Annotated in this window: 14 protein-coding genes; 3 read left to right on the forward strand and 11 right to left on the reverse strand. The window is 52.3% G+C overall.

The window, feature by feature from the left end; translation table 11 throughout:
* Positions 1–2: 2 nt before the first annotated feature.
* Entirely contained in the window at positions 3–1358 is a 1356-nt protein-coding gene (locus ACO0LL_RS19290; protein ID WP_422952437.1) for a hypothetical protein, read from the reverse strand.
* 139 nt (positions 1359–1497) lie between these two features.
* Between ACO0LL_RS19290 and ACO0LL_RS19295 the strand changes: the two genes are divergently transcribed.
* The 3 genes from ACO0LL_RS19295 to ACO0LL_RS19305 all read left to right on the forward strand — a co-directional run bounded on the left by ACO0LL_RS19295 (position 1498) and on the right by ACO0LL_RS19305 (position 5165).
* Positions 1498–2316, forward strand: coding sequence for a nucleotidyltransferase domain-containing protein (locus tag ACO0LL_RS19295; protein ID WP_422952438.1), 819 nt, complete (start codon positions 1498–1500; stop codon positions 2314–2316).
* A gap of 206 nt (positions 2317–2522) precedes the next feature.
* The gene (locus tag ACO0LL_RS19300) at positions 2523–3536 is read left to right on the forward strand and encodes an LLM class flavin-dependent oxidoreductase (protein ID WP_422952439.1); all 1014 of its coding nucleotides are present in this window, start codon (positions 2523–2525) and stop codon (positions 3534–3536) included.
* Positions 3537–3632: 96 nt separating this feature from the next.
* Positions 3633–5165, forward strand: coding sequence for a S41 family peptidase (locus ACO0LL_RS19305; protein ID WP_422952440.1), 1533 nt, complete (start codon positions 3633–3635; stop codon positions 5163–5165).
* A gap of 263 nt (positions 5166–5428) precedes the next feature.
* Here ACO0LL_RS19305 and ACO0LL_RS19310 read toward each other — a convergent pair whose 3' ends face one another.
* The 10 genes from ACO0LL_RS19310 to ACO0LL_RS19355 form a co-directional block, all read right to left on the reverse strand.
* Entirely contained in the window at positions 5429–8668 is a 3240-nt protein-coding gene (locus tag ACO0LL_RS19310) for an efflux RND transporter permease subunit (RefSeq protein WP_422952441.1), read from the reverse strand.
* 2 nt (positions 8669–8670) lie between these two features.
* Complete coding sequence (locus tag ACO0LL_RS19315) at positions 8671–9867, reverse strand: efflux RND transporter periplasmic adaptor subunit (RefSeq protein WP_422952442.1); 1197 nt, start codon at positions 9865–9867, stop codon at positions 8671–8673.
* A 197-nt stretch (positions 9868–10064) separates the two neighbouring features.
* The gene (locus ACO0LL_RS19320; protein WP_422952443.1) at positions 10065–10685 is read right to left on the reverse strand and encodes a LytR/AlgR family response regulator transcription factor; all 621 of its coding nucleotides are present in this window, start codon (positions 10683–10685) and stop codon (positions 10065–10067) included.
* On the reverse strand, positions 10622–10861 hold the full coding sequence (locus tag ACO0LL_RS19325) for a hypothetical protein (RefSeq protein ID WP_422952444.1): 240 nt from the start codon (positions 10859–10861) through the stop codon (positions 10622–10624). Before ACO0LL_RS19325 ends, ACO0LL_RS19320 begins: the two co-directional genes overlap by 64 nt.
* A complete protein-coding gene (locus tag ACO0LL_RS19330) occupies positions 10858–12024 on the reverse strand; it encodes a sensor histidine kinase (protein ID WP_422952445.1) in 1167 nt (388 codons plus the stop codon). The genes ACO0LL_RS19325 and ACO0LL_RS19330 overlap by 4 nt, the downstream gene beginning before the upstream one ends.
* Before the next feature lie 94 nt (positions 12025–12118).
* Positions 12119–17443 (reverse strand): DNA repair ATPase, encoded by a 5325-nt coding sequence (locus ACO0LL_RS19335; RefSeq protein ID WP_422952446.1) that lies wholly within the window; start codon positions 17441–17443, stop codon positions 12119–12121.
* 119 nt (positions 17444–17562) lie between these two features.
* On the reverse strand, positions 17563–19761 hold the full coding sequence (locus ACO0LL_RS19340) for a hypothetical protein (protein WP_422952447.1): 2199 nt from the start codon (positions 19759–19761) through the stop codon (positions 17563–17565).
* A 34-nt stretch (positions 19762–19795) separates the two neighbouring features.
* Positions 19796–20476: a ubiquinone biosynthesis protein gene (locus ACO0LL_RS19345; RefSeq protein WP_422952448.1), complete on the reverse strand. Its 681-nt coding sequence runs from the start codon at positions 20474–20476 to the stop codon at positions 19796–19798.
* A gap of 97 nt (positions 20477–20573) precedes the next feature.
* Complete coding sequence (locus ACO0LL_RS19350) at positions 20574–20888, reverse strand: hypothetical protein (protein WP_162044841.1); 315 nt, start codon at positions 20886–20888, stop codon at positions 20574–20576.
* A gap of 37 nt (positions 20889–20925) precedes the next feature.
* Positions 20926–21660, reverse strand: a complete 735-nt coding sequence (locus tag ACO0LL_RS19355) for a PspA/IM30 family protein (protein WP_422952449.1) — start codon at positions 21658–21660, stop codon at positions 20926–20928.
* Position 21661 lies beyond the last annotated feature (1 nt).

The following is a 21661-nucleotide window of genomic DNA, read 5'->3' on the forward strand; positions in this document are numbered from 1 at the left end:
AATCAGGGGGTAACCAGACCGTCCATGCGGATTACTTCAAAGCTGCTGCCCTTGACACTGCCCAGTTCTGACAGCAGTTTATCGTTATTCCAGCGCGCATCTGGCGCGCCGCTGATGTACCAGTTGGAGCCATTGTCGGCCACCAGCATGCCATAGGTTTTCATGGCTTGCAGGATGGCCTTGCTCTCATTGGAAAAATTCGCAGGTATCTGGTAACTGGCTTTCAGGCGCACGCGCATGCCCATGGGTGGCAGGGTATTGCTGGTGTTTGATGAAGCATAGTGAGTCGCTGGTGGCACATAGGCGCGACGGGTGCGGCTGACGGTAAAGCGGAAGGCATGGCGTATAACGCCGCTGGCAGCTTCTTCATAGCGTACCAGGCCGGGGAAGATGGGCAGGCCTGCGGCGTCGGCACTGGTCCAGCCTGGTTTGCCGCCAGGCCGGACTATGTTGGATGTCAGGTCGAATATCGCACCGCCACTGACCTTCCAGCTACCGCCTGTTTGTGGATAGGCATTACCAACTTCATACAGACGATTCGCATCGCGGTCGATGACCAGCACATGGCGGTCGCCGTCAAAGCTGCTGCCGTTGGCTTTTTGCCCTTCTATCGGTGCGTTAGCTGGTATGGGGTAAGGGCCGGGTTCGCTCTCATCGCCATAATCCGTAAATTGCACGCTGACCTTGGGCTGACTGCTTGCGACGACGACATAAGGTATGCCTATCGGTGAGCCGTCATACAGGCCAGCGCCAAAATCAGGGTGCAGGCCGGTACCCAGGCCTATGCTGCTGATCAGTGCGTCGGAAGCAGGATCGACAGGCGCGGCCGAGATATCCGTATTCCAGGCATTGTTGGCAGGGAAGGGCAGGCTGCCATTCAGATTGGCGCCGGCACCGAGGTCAGCCTTGCGCAAATCGCCATACACTGCATTGCCTGCCGTGTTACCTGTACCTGCGCTGTTCACAGTCACTGTGACCGTAGCGCCGGTATTGCAGGCAGTGCTGCAGGCAGAATTACTGGCTGTCAGTGTATAAGTCGTGGTCGTAGCCGGATTGACTGCAAGGCTGTTGCCAGTAAGCGTAGTACCATTCAGCGTCAGGCTGGTGGCACCAGTGACTGTCCAGCTCAGTTGCGTACTTGACCCGACATTGATGCTCGCAGGATTGGCGCTGAAGCTATTGATCACTGGCGCAGTAGCAGTAGTGGTTCCTGTGGTGCCGCCACTACCAGTGGTCCCGGTAGTCGTTGTACCAGTCGTGCCCGTATTGGCAGGTGCAGAACCGCCGCCACCGCCGCAAGCAACCAGGGTCAGTATCAATGCGAGGGCAGACAGTTTTGACAGGGAATATGGTGGCATGGTTTTACTCTTGACATACGGCATGGGAAAATCAGACTAGTCTTGAAATCCTGGGCCGACAATACGAATTGCATTTTCTTACAAATTGCCAGGCTGAAAACATGTATCATTTTCTGCAAAACCATTCTCAAAGATCATCATGAACACGACTACCCTGCCACTGGAAGAACAAGAACATCCTATAGATCCGGCGATACGCGCAGAGATCAATGCGACCCTGCAACGCATAGAACAGACGCATGATGTCAAAGTCTTGTTTGCCTGCGAATCAGGCAGCCGTGGCTGGGGCTTTGCTTCCCCAGACAGCGACTATGATGTGCGTTTTATCTATGCCAACAAGCTCGATTGGTACCTGACCGTCTTCCCTGGGCGCGATGTCATCGAATTGCCTGTCAATGAAATCTATGATGTCAGCGGCTGGGAAGTGCGCAAGGCCCTGGGCTTGCTGCGCAATGGCAATGCGACTTTGATAGAGTGGCTGTCTTCACCGGTAGTGTATGCCGCCGATCCAGTCTTTTTGCAAGCTTTGCAGGCAGCCGCACGTGAAGTGCACAGGCCGGAAAGGGCTTACTATCATTACCTGCACATGGCCAGCAAAAATTATCGCGAGCATTTGCAGGGGGAAATGGTCAAGCTGAAAAAATACCTGTATGTCTTGCGCCCCTTGCTGGCTTGTTTGTGGATAGAACGGGACCTGGGTCCTGTACCCATGCGTTTTCAGAACATGGTGGATGCGACAATTGAAGACCAGGAATTGCTGGCAGCCATCGCTGAATTGCTCGTCATCAAACGCCGTGCCAAGGAATCAGAATTATCAGTCCCCATGCCTGTCATCAACCGCTTTATTGAAAGCCAGTTGGAAAGGCTGGACAGTGTCAGGACCAGCAGCACCGGCGATATGGATTTCTCTGTGCTTGACCGGCTTTTGCTGGAGACGGTGATGAAAAATACCGCGTAAATTTGTAAGGTGCGCCGTGCGCACTGTTGTCCTTGCCATAAAAAAAGCGGTGCGCACGGCGCACCCTACCAGACGCAGGCCGGCGTTAAAGTAATTCGAACAGTTAGTCCGATTTGTTTTGCAACAATCGTAAGAAATTTGAGCCTGCCAACAGAGAATCGCAATTTCAACCATAATGGTTTTCTCTCCATTTGAAATTGCAGGCTATGTCTTCTCCATATCCCTTATCCATACTCGATCTGTCACCGATTGCCGAAGGCAGTGATGCTGCGCAATCTTTCCGCAATTCCCTCAGTCTGGCGCAGCATGGCGAAAGCTGGGGTTATCAGCGTTACTGGCTGGCAGAACACCACGGCATGCCTGGTATTGCCAGTGCTGCCACTTCTGTAATGATAGGTCATATTGCTGGCGGTACCAAAAGCATACGCGTTGGGGCTGGTGGCATCATGTTGCCAAATCATTCGCCACTCGTCATCGCTGAACAATTTGGTACGCTGGAATCGCTTTACCCTGGCCGCATAGACCTGGGCCTGGGGCGTGCACCTGGTTCAGACCAGCGCACTGCGCGTGCCTTGCGTCGCAATCTCTCCAGCGATGCCGATGAGTTCCCGCAGGATGTGGCTGAACTGATGGATTATCTCAGTGAAGATTCACAGCAGGCGGTGCGTGCTGTGCCTGGGCACGGTTTGAAAGTGCCTATCTGGATTTTGGGTTCCAGCCTGTTTGGTGCGCAACTGGCGGCAGCCATGGGCTTGCCGTATGCGTTTGCCTCACATTTTGCGCCCCAGCAAATGATGCAGGCGATAGAAATTTACCGTGCCACCTTCCGCCCATCGGCGCAATTGGACAAACCATACGTCATGCTGGGCTTTAATGTGTTTGCGGCTGATACGGATGATGAAGCCTATTACCTGGCCAGCTCTGCCCAGCAGGCATTTATCAATTTGCGTAGTGGCCGTCCGGCAAAGCTGCCTTTGCCTGTGCATGGCTTCCTGCAAAAAATCGGCCCGCAGGAGCATGCCTTGCTGGAGCAGGTTTTGTCCTGTTCTGCACTAGGCGCGCCGGATACCGTTGCTGAAAAAATGCAGACCTTCATCAACTACACTGGCGCAGATGAATTGATGATCACGGCGCAAATTCACAATCATGCTGCGCGTCTGCATTCTTATGAGATTGCTGCACAGGCAGGTTTGCGTATTAAACCTGCAGTCAAGATTTGATATGGCATGGCTGTAAAGCGGCGCGAGTGCCCAAAAAATTTCCAGAGTTCTTTACTTGTCCTGAGCTACACTTGAGTTTTGTTGACAAAAAAGAACATGAAAAATATCTCGCATCGCTTTACTCTCACAGCTATTGCAGCACTGTTCATGGCTGCCAGCTTGAATGGTGTCGCTCAGACACAAAGCAATTTGCCTGCAACACCAGCCGCCTGGACTGAGGCATTCAAAAAAGACCTGGACCTGGCTTATCAGGAAACCCTGGAAAACCATCCGGGTTCGCATGATCCCCGCAATCCGGATTTTCGCAAGAACCTTGATCTGGCACGTAGCAATGCAATGGCTCTGGCTGACAGAGTAAAAGATGCGGCAGGCTACGAGGCAGCTTTCAATCGCTTCAATGTCAGCCTGCATGATGGGCATGCAGGTGCACAGGCAACGTTGCCTCCTTCTCTGGCGCCACGCATACGCTGGCCGGGTTTCATCACAGTCTGGCGTGGTGATGCGCTGTATGTCTATGCATCAGAAACCGATCAGCCTGCCGTTGGGTCCAGACTAGTCAGTTGCGATGGCAAGCCAGTTAAAGACCTCATCATGGAAAACGTTTTTTCCTTCAAGGGCCGCAGTGATGAAGCAGGTCACTGGTGGTATTTTGCCAGGCAGTTCATGATCGATTATGGCAATCCCTTTATCCAGATGCCTAAACAATGTGTATTCAGCCATCAGAACAAGACGCTGACAAAGACGATGACACAGACGCTGGCCTGGCAGCCAGTCAATGATAATTTCGAGACCTGGCGCGCACGTTCATATAATGGGGAGTCATTGCCCACTGGTTTGACCGAGCCTAGAAAGAATCTCTTATGGGTCGCGATGCCCAGCTTTCAACCGAATCAGGCTGAACGCGAAACCCTCAATAAAATGACGCAGGAGATCACTGAACACCGTGACCGTGCATTGCATGCCGATGCCATCGTGATTGACTTGCGCGAAAACCAGGGCGGATCTTCCGAGTGGAGTAAAAAATTTGCCGAAGCATTATGGGGTAAGAATAGAGTGACTAAGCTGATGCAGGCTTATTCCCCGAATACGGATGTCTGGTGGCGCGCATCCAGGGATAACACTGCGTATATGCAAAATCTGATAACGCAATTCAACAGCGAACACAGGGCAGACAGTGCAGCCTGGGCACAAGCGAATGCCAGCGGTATGCAGGCGGCGCTTGACAAGGGTGAGCTCTTTTATGTGCAATCTTCCAGCGTGACTAAAGATGCTGCAAAGACTGGCAACAAGGCTTTGCCAGAAGATACTTCCAGTCTCAAAACCCCGGTCTATGTCATTGTTCCCGGCCAGTGTGCCAGTGCCTGCCTCGATGCTCTGGATGTATTCACTCGCTTTGACAATACCAAACTCATAGGCGCGCCCAGCTCTGCGGATTCCACTTATATGGAAGTCCGTATCAAGCCACTGCCGTCAGGCCTGGCACGGGTCGTCATTCCCAACAAGGTGTATGTCAACCGGCCACGCGCTGCGGGACAGATTTATACACCTGCGATCACGGTGACTGACATAGCCTGGTCGATGAATGATTTCTTGAAAATTGTAGAAGCGGACCTGGTAAAAAGCAGATAAGTGCAGGCAGGATGATGAGCAACAAAAAACCCGCAGATTGCGGGTTTTTTTTGGGGTGTAATTTTAAAATAAAAAAAAGCCTGCGCACACCTCGTTGCGCAGGCTGTTAAATTGCTGACCAGAGAACAATGATCTATCAGCAAGAGGGAAGCGTTACTACTTCAATTTTTTACTACTGCAAAATTTTACTACTCCAGTTTTTTACCACTACAATTCTTTACTGCTGCAATGCTGCACACTTTCAAGTTTCACTGAGATGTGTCTCAGGCATTTTCTGCCTTGATATCCATACCTGCATTTGCTTTACGGTTTCGACCAGTGACGAGACCAAAAAGTTTCATCAACATGCGATATATAAAGCGTACCAACAGCAAAGTGAATAATGCTTCCAGCATGGTCATGCAAAATCCCAGCAATGGGTTGCGCTCTTCCATGCGTCTGTGCATTTTTGCCATCATGCGGTCACGTGAAATTTCTATGCTGTCATAGAAGGTAGGCACGACCAGCAAAGTCAAGATCGTCGAAGTGATGGTGCCACCGATAATCGCGATCGCCAGCGGGCGGTAGAACTCACCACCTTCACCCAGGCCCAAGGCCACTGGCAACATACCTGCAATCAGCGCAAAGGTTGTCATCAGAATAGGGCGCAGACGCACACGGCCAGCATGCATCAATGCCTCTTCACGGTCATAGCCTTCGGCTTCCTGTTTGCGGGCCGCATCGAGCAAGAGAATCGCATTCTTTGCCACTAAGCCCATGAGCATGATGATGCCGATAAAGCTCATCAGGTTCAGGGTACTGCCGGTGACCAGCAAGGACAGTACGACACCTATCAGTGACAGCGGCAAGGACAACATGACGCCCAGCGGTGCCGTGAAGGAGCCGAACTGTATCACAAGTATCAGATACATCAAACCTATGCCAGACAAAAGAGCGATCAGCATGGCACCAAATACTTCTTGCTGATCCTGACCAGAACCACCCAGTGACAGGCCATAACCAGGCGGGTAGTCAAAGGACTTGGCCAGCTTCATGGCGTCATCAATCACTTCACCATTCGAGCGGCCCTGCGCATTGGCAGATACGGTAATCGTGCGTTTGCCATTCGCATGTTCGATACCTGATGGCCCTTTGCCCATGGTGATGGTGGCGATCTGGTCGAGCGGTACCATCTGGCTGGTGCCTGATACAGCGATAGGCAGGCGTTCTATGTTTTCCTTGCTGACGCGGTCATCAGGATGCAGTCGTACGGCCACATCGCGGGTCTCACCAGTAGGATCTACCCAGTCGCCAACCTCGATACCGGCAAAGGCAACCCGCAAGGCCTGCGCTGCATCATTGGAAGAAATACCCATGGAATTGGCAAGGCCACGGTTCAGTTCTATCTTCAGTTCTTTTTTCGGATCCTGCTCAGACAAGCCGACATCAACTGCGCCTGGCACCTGGCGCAATTTATCCATGTAGGCACTGGTAATTTCCAGCAACTTGCGTGAATCGGGGCCGGTAAATTCTATCTGCACCGGTTTTTGTGCGCCATTGTTGAGGTCATCCAGCACCACGTATTCTGCGCCAACCAGGACACGTACTTTCTCGCGCAATTCGGCAGCAATTTCTTTGGCACCGCGTTTCCGTTCGGTACGTTTGCCGATATCGACATAGATGCGGCCACCGGCAGGCGTGATATTGCTATTGGTTTCTTTAGTCTCTGGCAAGGTACGTGCTATTTCTGCTGCCCTTTCCATTTTCAGGCGTGCATATTCCAGTGAAGATGAAGCAGGAGTGCGCACGGTGATCATCAGGTTGCCAGAGTCAGAGGCCGGCAGGAAACTGGTGCCACCCCATTTGACTTGTACAGCCAGCGCAGCCACCAGCGTCAACAGGGCAATCGCGCCCATGGAACGGCGGTGATGCAGGGCCCAGGCAATCACATTACCGTAACGGTCAGACTGATGATCAAACCAGTCATTGAAACGTGCCAGAACCTTGCTGATGCCTTTTTTCGGTGCAGTATGGTGGTCCGGTGGGTCACCCCAGTATGCCGACAACATAGGATCAAGCGTGAACGAAATACCCAGACTGACCAGCACCGAACAAGCCACAGTCAGGGCAAACGGGCGGAACCATTCACCGGGCATGCCAGGCATGAAGGCGACAGGAATAAATACCGCTATGATAGAAAACGTCGTTGCTGCTACGGCCAGGCCTATCTCTGCCGTACCTTCAAGTGCAGCAGTACGGCGGTCTGAACCATTTTGCATGTGACGCACAATATTTTCCCGCACCACAATTGCATCATCAATCAGCACACCAATCGCCAGTGACAGACCCAGCAAAGTCATGAAGTTCAGTGTAAAGCCACACAGCCAGACGGCGATGAAAGCAGCGATGACGGAAGTTGGCAAACTCAGGGCCGTGATCAGGGTAGAACGCCATGAATTCAAAAATGCATATACAACAAAGATGGTCAGCCCAGCGCCGAGCACCAGGGATTCGATAACGTTGTTCAGACTGCGTTGTGCATCCTTGCCACCATCACGGGTGATTTCCAACTTGGTACCCGGTTGTGTTTTCTCAAGTTCCTTGTTGATTTCTTCAACTTTATCATTGACAGCTTTTGCGACGCTGACGGTACTCGCATCACGTGCACGGGTCACAAAGATACCGACATTCGGTTTGCCACTGCGTATGCTAAGGCCATCCTTGTCAGCAAAACTGTCTTCTATGGTCGCTACCTGTGACAGGCGCACTACCTGGTCGCCAGTACGTTTAATGACGATGCCCTGGAATTCTTCTGGTGTTTCTATACGGCCTACCAGGCGTATGCTTTCTTCATCCAGCGTGCCGCGTATCTTGCCTACTGGCGCATTGGTATTCTGATTGCGCAGGGCATTGACGACTTCGCCGACGGAGACATTGAATTCACGCAATTTTTCTGCACGCAGGAGCACAGATAATTCACGCTTCAGCGAGCCACTGACTTCTACGGTTGCCACGCCATTGATACTGCGCAGTTTGTCGGCCAGCGTATCTTCAGCCAGGCGGGAAATTTCGGCGTGGCTCTGTTTATTGGATGACAAAGCCATATTGACGATAGGCTGTGAACCCGGGTCCCAGCGGCGTATCATGGGTTCGCGCATTTCTGTCGGCATCTTATAGCGCAGGCCAGAGATGACGTTACGGACTTCATCAGAAGCCTCGATCATGTTTTTCTTGAAGCTGAAACGCATGTCGAAGCGGCCATTGTTTTCTGATGCCGTGGCCCAGACTTCTTCGACACCGGCCACTGCTTGCAGGGATTTCTCGAGGCGGTTGATGACTTCGCGCTCTACCGTATCCGGCGAAGCGCCAGGATAGGCAATCACGACTGACAAGCCAGGTACTTCGACGTCAGGGTTCTGGTTCACCCTGAGCTTGCTGAGAGCCAGCAAACCCAAAGCCATGAGGGCGACGATCAGGACGATGGTCGCCGTCGGCTTTTTGATACTGAAGTCAGATAAGAACATGATTATTTCCCTTGTGCTGGGGTCGCGTCAGCCACTGCCACTTTGGCAGCAGCCAGCTCTATGTTCTGGCCATCCTTGAAACTGGAGCTGGGGCTGCGCATGACGACATCCCCTGCGGCAAGGCCGCTACGGACTTCATAATTGCCGGTGCGCTGGTCACGCTTTCCAATTTGCAGATCTACCTTGCTGAGCGTCTTGCCTGCCACTTTCCAGGCATAGGCCTTGTCGCCAGATTTGACGACGGCAGCTTCAGGCAACATCAGGGCACTGACGGTTGCTGCTTCTATATTGCCTTCGGCATACAGGCCAGACACGCTGGGTTGCTTGCTGTCGGCAAAGGCCACCAGCACTTCAACCTGACGGGTAACATCATTCGCTGCCGGATCAACGCGGGTGACCTTGCCACGGAACTCTTGCCCGGCATAGCCATTGATGCGGAAACCTACCGGCTGGCCAACCTTGACCATGGCAATCTTGTCGGTCGATACGCGACCAGCAAAGCGCATGCTGGTCGGGTCGATGACCTTGACCAGTTCCTTGCCTATGGCGGCAGTATCGCCAGCCGATACTTTGCGTTCGCTGACAACGCCATCAAATGGTGCGCGCACGACAGTGCGCTGCAATTGCTGGCGTGCCGTCACGGCGCGTGCTTTAGCAGCCGACAGCTCACTCTGGGCACTGTTACGGCGTACTTCTGCATCATCCAGTGCCTGCAGGGATGTCATGCCGGATGCACGCAGGGTTTTGAGCCTTTGCAGGGCGCGGTCTGACTGATCCAGCGCCAGGGCCGCATTACGGGATGCATCTTCTGCTGAATTGAGGTTATCGCGGATAGAGGTTTCATCAAGCTTGACCAGGATATCGCCACGCTTGACGACATCACCGTTTTCTTTCAATACCTGCAAAACAACCGCGCTCACCTCTGCACGCAGGTCAGCCTTGCGCTCTGGCTGTATTGAGCCTGTCACTACCGGGCCAGATGCCATCGCATTGCTCTGTACTGTCATCACGTCTTCCGGTGCAATGACGAGCTTGACGGGTGCTTTGTCTTTTTTGTCGTTTGCACCACCCTTGCCAGCCACGGCACTAGAGCTGGCACTTGCACTGGAGCTCGCGTCTGCTTTTTCTGCAGCTTTGTCTTTGCTGCAAGCTGCCAGCGCTGAGGCTATGGCAAGAACAAGTAGAGTTTTACGTAACATGATGGTCCCTGTCGCTATTAGTGTGGGGAAATTGGATGAGAGAGTATTCCCTGTAGTCCTGTCCAGTTCAATCGCCTTGGTTTTGAAGTGCACTTTTTTATGGATGAAATGCTGATTTGGCGTACTGAAATGCAAACAGACTTGCTTGAATTACAGGGAATCAGACCCAATAGGCGGGGATAAGTTCAGGAGCGTGCTCAAATTCGGGGCAGGGCGGGCTCCAGCATGAGCTGGCGCAGGGCATCAATATAATTCTTGCTGACGGCGACTTCGTCACCGCTACGCAATGTCAGTTGGTAGCCGCCGTTGCCCATTACCTGCAAATGGATGGGCTGGTCTGTCCTGACGATGACACCCCGGTGTACCCGGATGAACTGGCGGGGGTCGAGATATTCTTCCAGCTTGCTGAGCGCTACTCTGTGCAAGACTACACGCTGGCCCAGGTGCAGCTCTACATAATTACCTGCCGCCCCTATCCAGTGCACGTCAGCGAGCCGTATGCACTCCATCTCGCCCACCGACCTGACCGTGACTTGCTGCAGATATGTTGGCTCAGCAGCTTTATGCTGGCCGGCAACCAGGCAGGCTGCCAGAGCCTGAGCATACGCAGGCTGCTGTGTCAGGCTCAGCATTTGCCTGGCACGCTCCAGGGTTGTGGCAAATCTGTCCTGGCTGAAAGGCTTGAGCAGGTAATCCAGTGCATGCAGCTCAAAGGCATCTATCGCATGGACATTGTAAGCAGTCACAAAGATGATCAGTGGTGGTCTCGACTGCGCAGCCAGACTGCGGGCCAGTTCCAGCCCTGATTCCCTGGGCATTTGTATATCCAGGAACACCACATCGACCGTATTTGCGCGAGAAAATCACGCGCTGCCGCCGCATTTTTAAGCACGGCCAACACCTGCCATTCAGCATATTTGCCCAGGGCATAACCCAGGGTGATGCGTGCATGCTCTTCATCATCGACAATGATGCTGCGGATAGCCATAGTCATGCCAGGTTGCCAGCAGTATTAACAGGCAGCCTGATCGTGACCTGGAAACGGCCTGCGTCTATCCCTGTCTGCAAGGATGCGGCATCACCATAGGCCAGTTGCAGCCGCGCCATGGTATTGCGCAAACCCAGGCCAACGCCGGGGTTGGCCGCAGCCTCAACATGTACGGGATTACTGATGCGTATCAGCAGATTACCTTCCCGGCATTCAAAACTGCACAAGATGTCACTGGCTTCTTCATGGCAATCCAGGTCATGCCTGAGTGCATTTTCTATCAGCGGCTGCAATAATAAGGGTGGACAATCACAGGCCAGTACCTGTTCATCCACCCCGACGATGGCGACATGCAGGCGTTCACCATAGCGCAGGGCCTGCAGGGCCAGGTAATCCTGCACAAAAGCCAGTTCTTCGGCAAACCTGACCCAGTTTTTATCGCCGGCAGCCAGTGCATAGCGCAAGAGTTCACTGAGACCCTGTATGCCACTCAGGGCAACATCCTTGTTGTCAGAAATCACCAGGGCACTGATCGCATTCAGGGCATTGAACATGAAATGCGGTTCCAACTGCGCCCGCAGCGCCAGGGATTTTTGCTGTTCCAGCTCCAGCCGCAGGGCCAGGGTATCTTCTCGCTCCTGCGCCCAGGCACGACCCCGTTCCTGGCTTTGCTGCCATATCTTGATGGCGACCACAGCAAAATATACGGCACTGATGGAAGATAAGCGCAACAGCGCCGCCAGCTTGTCGAAGACCTGCAACTCTGCCTGTATCTGCCCCCAGTTTATATCATGCGGGCCATCCAGGGTAAACAGCTTGCCTACATACAGCAACTGTCCTGGTAGAACGATCAGCAATAACAAGCCATATCCAACAGCAATATGCAAAGCACTACTGTAAAACCACGGCCAGCGTTTGAAACAATACGCCAGGATGTAGCCAAGTATCGCCAGTGCGATAGCGCTCCTGCCCCAGCTTTGAAATATCAGCCAGAAATCACCCTGATTTCCCTCGCGCAAATCATCATTAAGCGAAGTCAGTGCGCCGATCAGGCTTAGCGTGCTCCACAGGACTATATTCAGCAGCAATACCTTGCCTGCCGCCTGCCAGGTCTGTGGCGCAGGCTGCGGCAAAGGGTTTGAAGACGTATGAGAGATGCTGGTATCCATACTTTGCAGTATAGCAGCGCAATCACACTGAAATTTTTGCTTGCCGGGTTTTCATCACAGCAAGTATCAGCTTCATCACTCAGGAGGCAAATATTCAGGACTTGTCTTCCGCAGGCCTGGCATCTTTCTCTTTTTTCTTTTTTTCTGCATAACGTCCTGGGATCAGATGCTTTTCCAGATCATGCAGACTGGTGGACATTTCGCGCACATTGTCCCAGATGCTATGGTCAAGGCGCATCTTGTGGTTCATGGCGCTGATGATGGGCAACAAGGTTTGCTCATAACTTTCTGCCAGACGCTTCAGGGTTGCTTGCAATACCTCCTGGTCCGGCATGTTGATATGTACATCACTGCGTGCCTTCTGTCCCAGCGCAGCAATTTGTTGACTGATATCAGCCAGCAAATTGGCGACCTTGGTGGCACCATCCGCATCTGCACCGCCCTGCTTGCGCAAGCGGCCAAATTCATGCAGCAGGTCTTGCCAGCGTGCCTGCTCTTCTGGCTGGGGCTGGCCCAGCAGATGTGCGAGTTTCAAGAGATTTTCTTCTGCACCCATGGTCAGGGTCTGTGCCTCGCCACGGTAGTGATCACGTAATAAAAGATCCAGTTCATCATCATGCATCAGTGCTGATATTTTTGGCGTCAGCTTGCTCATATTGCGGTAACTACCTTGCAGCTTGAATGCCGGTTCGGTACGGAAATGATCATCTTGCGAGGCAGAAGCGATGTAAGCCCGGTTCACCTTCAGCAAGGCATCACGTACTTTGAACAGGCGTTGCAAAAGCGCGCAGATTTCTGAAGTTTCTTGCTGGCTGTAGACGTGCTTCAAATCGCTGGCCGGTATGAGTTCACCCTGCGCCATCCTGATCAGTTGATAGGTGTCTTGCGGGTCACGCGTACTCAACAAATGCAGGGCCGGGTGTGATACCAGGGCATTTTCTATGTATGACAAGGCAAAGGCATCTTCTTTGCCGCTCAGCACATCACCCAGATTATAAATATCGGCACGATTTGCCAGCATATCGGGAATCTTGAACATCTCGCCCGATTCAGTATACGGGTTACCAGCCATGACAATGGCAAAGCGCTTGCCGCGCAAGTCATAACTCTGGCTGGCACCGCGCCAGACGCCTTCGATGCGGCGCGTACCGTCGGCCAGGGCAATGAATTTTTGCAGGAACTCAGGATGAGTATGCTGGATATCATCCAGATACAGCATCACATTATTACCCATGGCCAGACCGAGATTAAGCTTCTCCAATTCCATGCGGGCAGCACTGCTGCTGGCTTGCGCAGGATCAAGCGAAGTGACATTGTGACCCAGCACCGGGCAATTGATACGGACAAAGATCATCCCCAGCCTGTCACCCAGATATTCCATCAGCGTAGTCTTGCCATAACCCGGCGGTGAAATCAGCAAGAGCATGCCCATGGAGTCAGTGCGCCTTTGCGCCCCGGCTGCACCTATCTGCTTGGCCAGGTTATCACCCACCATGGGCAGGTAGACTTCATCAATCAGACGATTGCGGACAAAGCTGGACAAAGGCTTGGCCTGGAATTGCTCAAGATGCAGACGGGCTTTTTCTTCCTGTACCAGTTGCAGGCGCAGGGTTTGCAATTCCTGATAAGCAGGAACGATGAGCTTGACATGGTGCGAGAGCTTGCGCAGGTAGTCATTGAGCTGCAGATTCAAGACCGGGCTCTTGTCTTGCGCATCTGCTGGCGTAGTGACAAGCACATGTTCACCCAGCATACCGCTAACCTGTGCCTGCAAATCTGCTGAATGTATGCGGCGCGGCAAATTACACAGCAAGGCTGCACTGACTTCTGGCAAAAGATTGTGGTCCAGTTGCTGATGCGTGATATAACCATGCACCCATTCACTGGCGAGTTGCCAGCGTGCATGCAATGCCAGGGTTTGCTCTTGCCACGGCAGGGGGATGGCATTTCTGGTCAGATGCTGCAAGATGCCCTGCATGATGTCATTAGCAGCGCGGCTGCATATCCATTCATGCGCCGTTGCACGTTTGACGCCACCAGCATCCTGGCTGAGTTCATCGAGTAAATAGCTGGCTGCTTCTTCCATTAACATGGACATGGATTCTGTGCCTGCTTCCATGCAGTGACTGAAATCCAGGTGCTGTTGCTGCACATACTTTTGCAGAGCTTGCTGTTGTTCAACGGCGAGCTGGCGTAACAGGCGGCCATTGCCAAATTGCTTGCTCATCAGTTCCGCCTGCTCAGCCTGATGCTGCAAAGTCTGCGCTGCTACTTGCAGGCTGGGGGTATTGCTCAGATGTTGCCAGTACAGCACAGCGACTGCCCTTGCCAGTGGCTTGTAGCGCAATAGTCCGGCATTCTCCACCATGGGAACCAGGTCGCGCAGGATGGCGCTTGCATCATGATCATGTACACCTTTTTGATAGCCTTCCTGAAAACGTGCTGCAGCAAAACGCCGCACCAGATTATCGAGTATTGAGGTATCGGTCTGTGCCGCAGCCTCCAGCAATTCGTGCCATTTGCCATTGCCTGCCTCTCCACGGGAACTCTCCATGATTTGATAGGCCAGGTATTCGGCGCGATAAACCTGCGGAGATTCTGACAATATCTCCAGCCCCCAATAGGGCCGCAATGCTTCAAGGCGGGTATCTTCAACCGTACAGAAATAATCTGTGCCGCTGATGTGGTAAGACAGCTTGTCCTGTCTGGCGATAATGGTCAGGTCCAGCAATTGCCGGTTGACGGTAAATGCATGACGACCCAGGCGTATGGTATTGCCGGTTACCAGTTCGCTGCGGTCACGCAGGGAACGCTGTGCTTGCTCACGAATATTTTTAAGCTGACCAGCCAGGTCATCAGCCGCAACCTGATTACCCAGCTTGCGTAATTCTTCTATGCTGGCCCTGAGTTTATTGAGCAGGGAATCAGAGGCAAAATAAGCCTCCATTTGTGCCTGTTCCTGGAACTGTGTCAGGCGCTTGGGGATGCCGGTCAGGATGCGGCGCGCTGCTTCCATGATGGCCTGGGCGCGGCGTGAACGGGCATCGTTCAGGATTTGTTTCTTGCCTTCAAAAGTTTCGTATACCGATTCGCGCTTGTGAGCGATTTCGGTCAGGTATTCATCCTGCTCGGCAAAGCGACCTTCCAGTTCTTCCAGTTGCGCCAGCAAACGGGTCAGCAATTCATCACAACGTTCAGGCGTAGCGGCCTGTTCCAGCGCGCTATCTACCGATTGAGCAAACAGTTTTAATTGTGCTGCAAACTCGGCAGCTGATTCACCTTGCGACAACTGTTTACGGCGCAAACGTGCCTCTGCCCGCAGTTTATTCAATTCAGCATAAATACTGGATATCGTATCAAGTATCCTGGTGCGCAAGCTGGCGTCCCCTACCGCCAATGTCCCCAGTAATTCTGTCAAGCCATCGAGATTGTGTGCATGCTTGTCCAAGGCTTCGTAGACAGGTGTCAATTCTGCCGTGGTTTGCAGAGCGCCCAACTGGCTGCTGAATTTGGCGACCTCTTCATGGATTTTTACAAAGGCATCGTCGCGTGACAAAAACTGCACAGTGCGCTCTGCTACTCGTCTTTCTTCTGTTGCCAGTTCATCGTCGAGATCATCCAGACGCGCTACGTCCATATAGCGCTGCTCTTTAAGTCCGGTCAATTGCCCGCGCAGCAGACGTATCTGTTCCAGCGCAGCTATGAAATCACCGGGTGCATGCCACAAGCGGCTGGCGGTTTCTGTCAGCAACTGCTTTTGTGTAAACTCTATTTGCTGCAAGGTCTTTCTGGCCTGACTTTGTATGGCTGCGACCTTGTCAAACTCATCCAGGGTGGCGCGCGCCACTTCTATAAGGCTCTGTACATCCTTGCCGATTTCCCTGGCCTGCTCTGCGCTCAGCCAGTAATGGGCATCGATCAGATGCCGTGCTTGTTTGGCAATCGCTTCATACACAAAACGACTGGGCAGGCGGGTACTGCTGATTTCATCCTGTTCGCGCACTGACTTTGCCAGTGAATACAGCTCAGACAAACCACGCACCAGTTCGCGGTTACCTATCTTGCCAAAAAAACTTTGACGCGGGGCCTGCCGGGCGGCATGATCATCGCTAAGAAAAGGCGTCTGCCACAATTGCATCGCATGGTTGCGGGTAGGCTCTTCGCTCTCCGCTGTAAACAACATCATGCGCCCGTCGCCATAGCGGGCATAACCCTGGGCGAGCAATGGCTGTTCCAGTGACTTGTTGATGAGGTTATAGGTCAGCAAGACATAAATGCCAGGCTCTACGCCATAAAACACGTACAAGACATCTTCACCATTGGGTGACAGGATGCGGCGCTTGAATTGCAGGTCTGTCGGCAAATCACTGAACAGGCGATGCTCACCGCTTTGCAGTATGTAACCACCAGGAAAAACGATACCGTGATCTTCTGGCAATTGCACGCAAGACCTGCCTATGGCATCTACCCTAAGCACTTGCTGGGTACGGCGTACATACACCAGATAGCGACTCTGGGTTTCGCGGTAAGGCTTTACCCGCAACAATATCAGCTCACCTACTGCTGCGTAGGCGATTTCTGCATCGTTCAGAGACTGGTTGGCATCTTCCACCGGTTCGGCGTAAATACCCAGGCCTGTGTCCGTATTATTTTCTATCTTGACGGTGAGGTCACCACCTATGGATTCAACAAACAGGGTATCAAGGATATTGACATGGGAATGCTTGCCGATGACATGCTGTTCACGGGTAGCCAACAACCATTCAAAATCATGGGCTGGTGGCAGGGCGACATCTCTTTCACCCCGGTTATCAATATAGCTAACAGTGCCATCATCTTTTATCTGCCAGCGAAACACGCGGATATCCGACATGCGTTCGCCTATTTTAAAGGCGGCCAGCAATTTGCCCTGGTGCACACGCAGTTGCACCAGTTGGGCATTTTTATAATAACTATAAAGTTCCCTGAACTCATTGAGGAAGCGCGTATCGCTGAGGAAGGTATCTTCCAGCTTCACCGGTTCCAGCTCATGTTGCCCGCTGCTATTATCCAGGCGATACAGGGCAAACACATCGGCAACCCGCGTCTCTTGCCGCAGCCCGATGAAGACGTTGTAACCCAGCACCAGTATGTCGCCGACCAGGACCAGGTCACGCGATACACAATTGTTTTCTGTACGCGCACGGGTGCGTGCCAGCAGATTCATCTCATCGCGGCCAAACTCTTCCAGCCTGGCACTATTGAGCAGCGCCGCTTTGTCGGATATCAGCTTGCCTTGATTATTGAGTCGCTGACGCAGCAAATCAAAACTGCCGGAATGCTCAACACCTGCGGCTTGTGGATTTGACTTATCCGGCGAACCTGTGTTTTGTGTGTTGTCAGTATCGCTGGACGCGGCTTGCTCAGGCATTGCATTCATTGCTGGGTTTTCCGTTTGTTTTTTCGTTTGCATATCAGGCAGTCATCAACAACTGCATTGACGCGAAGAGAAGTGCAAACCTGCACTTCTCTTCGGAAGTAAAGTCATGCAAATCTGTCTTATGGCAAAACTTTCTCTGCGCCCTCAGCGCCTTTGCCCAGACTGTTGATCAGTGTATGCAGAGCACTTTTCTGTTGTGCCGTACCCTGTGTATTCACTCTGGACAGGAAGGCAGACAAGGACAGGTTTTGCAATTCAGCAGATGAACCACCCAGTGCACCTACCAGGTCACGCAAGTCATGCACCATGTCGCGTTCGCCACTCAGGTGATTTTTCAAGCCAACCTGCAAGGTTTTACTCTTCTGTATCGTGCCGTCTATACCCTTGCCTATCGCCAGGGCATTGACGAAGCGGTCAAAGTAGTCGCCCTCACCACCGACGATATCGATATTGGCATTTTGCAGGGCCTTGCCGAGTACCTCAGCCTGATCTTTGGCAATATGTGTCTGCGCGTCCAGACCTTTCATGATTTGCTGATTGGAGATTTCCAGTTGCATACGGAATTCTTCATGGGCACGGGTTTCATCACTCATGGCAGCCATGGCTTCAAATTTTTGACGCAAGCCTTTGGATTCTGCTTCAAAACGGGTTTGTATGACGTGGGCTTCAGCATCACCATGGGTGACCGTTGCGCTGGCATCTGCCGTTTTGACATTTGCCGCAGCCAGGCCCATTTGCTCATGACCCTGTGCCTCAGCCTGCATATGCAAGCGCAAGGATTCAGCATCTGCTGCACCCTGCTTGGCCGTTGCTTCGGCACCGGCAATGCGGACATTGGCTTCTGCGCGGCCCAGTTGCTCTTTACCCTTGGCTTCTGCTTCCATTTGCATACGGGTTGATTCTGCCTGTGCTGCACCCTGCTTCAGGATAGCTTCAGATGCGGCGATCCTGACTTTAGCGTCGGCCAGACCAGGTGCTGCCAGTTCTGCTTCACGGCCTTCGGCTTCGCGCTTCTTGGATTCAGCTCCTTTTTCAGCGACTTTCAATGCGGCATCGGCCAATGTCAAATCTTGTGCTGCCCTGTGTTTGGCAGAGCGTTCTTCTGCTTCGGCTGCTTTGACTGTCAATACCATTTTTTCTTCGGCACTGGCTTCTGCGGTGATCACCACGCTCTTTCTCTGACGGTCAGCTTCAGCCACCACACGTACTTCCTTGATGGCTTCTTCCTGTTCTGCAACCGTGCGTTCCACCACGATGCGTTCGCGGATAACATCGGCGATCGCTTTTTTCTGGATTTCTATGGCTTTTTCTTTTTCTATGGATTGCAGCGCGACTTCTCTTTCCCTGTCGACGATTTCCAGCTGACGGGCTCTTGTCACACGCTCTTCTTCAATCGCGACAGCACGCTTGCGATTGTTTTCTGCCACTTCTTTTTCACGCATGGTATTTTCTTGCTGTACCAGCACGATCTGTTCCGACTGCAGGCGCGCCATTTCTGACTTGGCATGTTCTTCAGCCTGGACTTTCTGGGTCTCGGCCTGCTCACGTGCACGTACCGATCCTATTTCACGCCCCTGACGTGATTCAGCATCACATTGCTGGCGTTCAAGTTCGAGTATGGCTTCGCGGGTTTCCACGTTCTTTTTCTTGATGCGCATTTCTTCATCGCGCTTCAATTCATTGGTGCGTATGCTTTCTATCGCAGTCAGTTCAGTGATTTTCTTGATACCCTGGGCATCCAGAATATTGTGGGCATCCATTTTATCCAGCGATGTTTGCTCGATGTAATCAATCGCCGCATCTTCGAGTACATAACCAGACAGATCATCACCGATCTGGCGAATGATTTCATCACGAAAGCGGTTGCGCGCCTGATACAGATCGACAAAGTCCATGGACTTGCCAACAGTCTTGAGTGCTTCGGCAAACTTGGCGGCGAACAGGCTTTCCAGCGTGTCCTGGTGCGAGGCACGCGCGCAACCTACCGCTTGCGCAACCTTCAACACGTCCTGCGCTGTCTTGTTGACGCGGATAAAAAAAGTGACCTTGATGTCGGCACGGATATTATCCATGCAGATCAGGCCATCTTTACCCATCCTGGCGATTTCTATGGTCTTCAAAGAAATCTCCATAAGTTCTTTTTTATGGATGATGGGATAAACAATGCCACCTGTGAAGGTAACATCGGGCTCTGCCCTGAGAGTATTGATAATCATTGCGTGACCCTGTTCTACCTTGTGGTAGAACTTGGCGAACATTGCCAGTGCACCGAGTAACACAATAACGCCGAAGCCAATTGCGAGCAGCATGATGTCCATGAAATTCCTTGTTTGTCTTTTGGTAAATTTAAAATTAAATCTGCTCTGTAAGAGCACTTACTTCGTACTGCTGATTGCCGTCGTTATAGGCAAGCACGACTGCTATTGAATTCTTTTTCAAGCTATTGGGGCTGGCTGCCCATACCCGGATATTGATGGCGACACCATGATCTTCGATTTCTGCGCGGCCAAATTTCTCGTCGACGCTTTCCGTCACGATGCGGCAGCTATGTCCAATCAGGCTATGGTTATCCCTGGCATAGTGGCGCACGAACAAACTGCGCATGGGTTTGATGAGCCTGGCAGAAATAGGAATGGACAAGGCCATGGCGGCCAGCAGCGTGCCACTACCCGCTACTAATTGCAGCGTTGCCGTTGGCACCAGGGCCAGCAAATATTGATGTACCAATGCCGTGAATAGCCAGGTAAAAAAAATGATGAGGGTGGCGACGATGGAAAAAGGTACGCCACCCAGCCCCATTGCCACCAGATATCCCGCCACGGTATGCAGGTCGGCACTGTCACCGTCTGCATGAACATCATGATGGCCAAGATCATGGTGACCAAGGTGCAGATCATGCCCACCACCAGCATCAAGATGATGACCAAAGTCAACCAGGCCAAAGATGGAGAGCAGCCAGTACACCAGAAGTACACCCATCAGTACGCTGGGTATTGAGGTTGGAAAGCTGCTCAGCAACTGCCAGATATTCATGAATTTTCCCTGTCTGTTATTTTTGTTGATATAAGCCGCATCGGTCAGCTCTTAAGCAAACACCGTGGTGATCGTAACAGGCCCCATCATGTCAGGATTATTTTTTTGTAAAATTGATCAACTCCTGATTCAAGCGCTCTTTGATCGCACGCTTGTCTTCCAGATCTATGCCAAAGCGCTCCGCCAGCATGACGTAATCGGCATCACTCAAAGTGACCGTCAGGCGCGGCCTGACAGGCTTGCTGTTATAGGGCAAACCCAGTATCAGGCGTATCTGGTCAGAGGGTGATAACTGGTTGTCGAAGGCTGCACGACGCACGGCTTCTATCACCTGTTTTTCAACATCAAACGCCACCTGCACGGCACGCAGTGCAGCGTCAGAACTAGTCCAGCTTGACGATGTTTTGACCATGTGATTCTCAGGCATCTGTCTTATTTAATTGGCGCCATCATTGGCCATCACTGGTCGCTGGCTTCATCATTGCCACTTGCCGCGCACTGAATTTTGCCTGCAACCTGGCCAGAACTAAAGCTTTCTGGTCTGGCACCTGTCCTATGCCCGCAGCTGCCAGTTTCTGGTCAAGTGCTTTACCGCCCAGTTCATTTTCCAATACATCTGCTGCATGCATCTGGTCTGCCATGTCCTGGTGGCGCTGCTTGATACGTTCCAGCGATTCTTTCGCGCTCATGAGTTTTGAACCACTGGCACCCATGGTCTGGGAGATAGTGGCAGTCGCCTGATATACGCTCTCCGTGGTTTTCGCCATGGCGAGCTGGCGTTCATGTTCACGCAAGCTGGTTTCGGCATTGCGTATCATGTCCTTGAGCTTATTGATGTTTTCTGCGAATTCATTGCGTGAGGCGTTTTGTTCAGTAATCGCAATTTCCAGATGGGCAAGTTTGCCTGCGACTTCTTCAGCCAGCACCAGCTCATTTTTTTGCATGGCCTGCAAAGCCAGTTCTTCATAGCGTGCGAGCTCTGCTTGCAGGCTTTCAATTTCCCGCGCAGCCTGCATTTCTTTTGCCATCACGGCAGTCAGGTTTTGCTTGGCCCTGGCGACATGTGCTTTTGCTTCAACAATCTCTTGCTCATAAATGCTACTGGCATTCTGGTCAACCACGCTTTGCCCGATTTCACGCAAATTGCCTCTGAGCATAGTCAAAATTTTAGAAAAGACAGCCATG

Origin of the sequence: Undibacterium sp. TC4M20W, assembly GCF_049340245.1 — a bacterium.
Classification (GTDB): Bacteria; Pseudomonadota; Gammaproteobacteria; order Burkholderiales; family Burkholderiaceae_D; genus Undibacterium.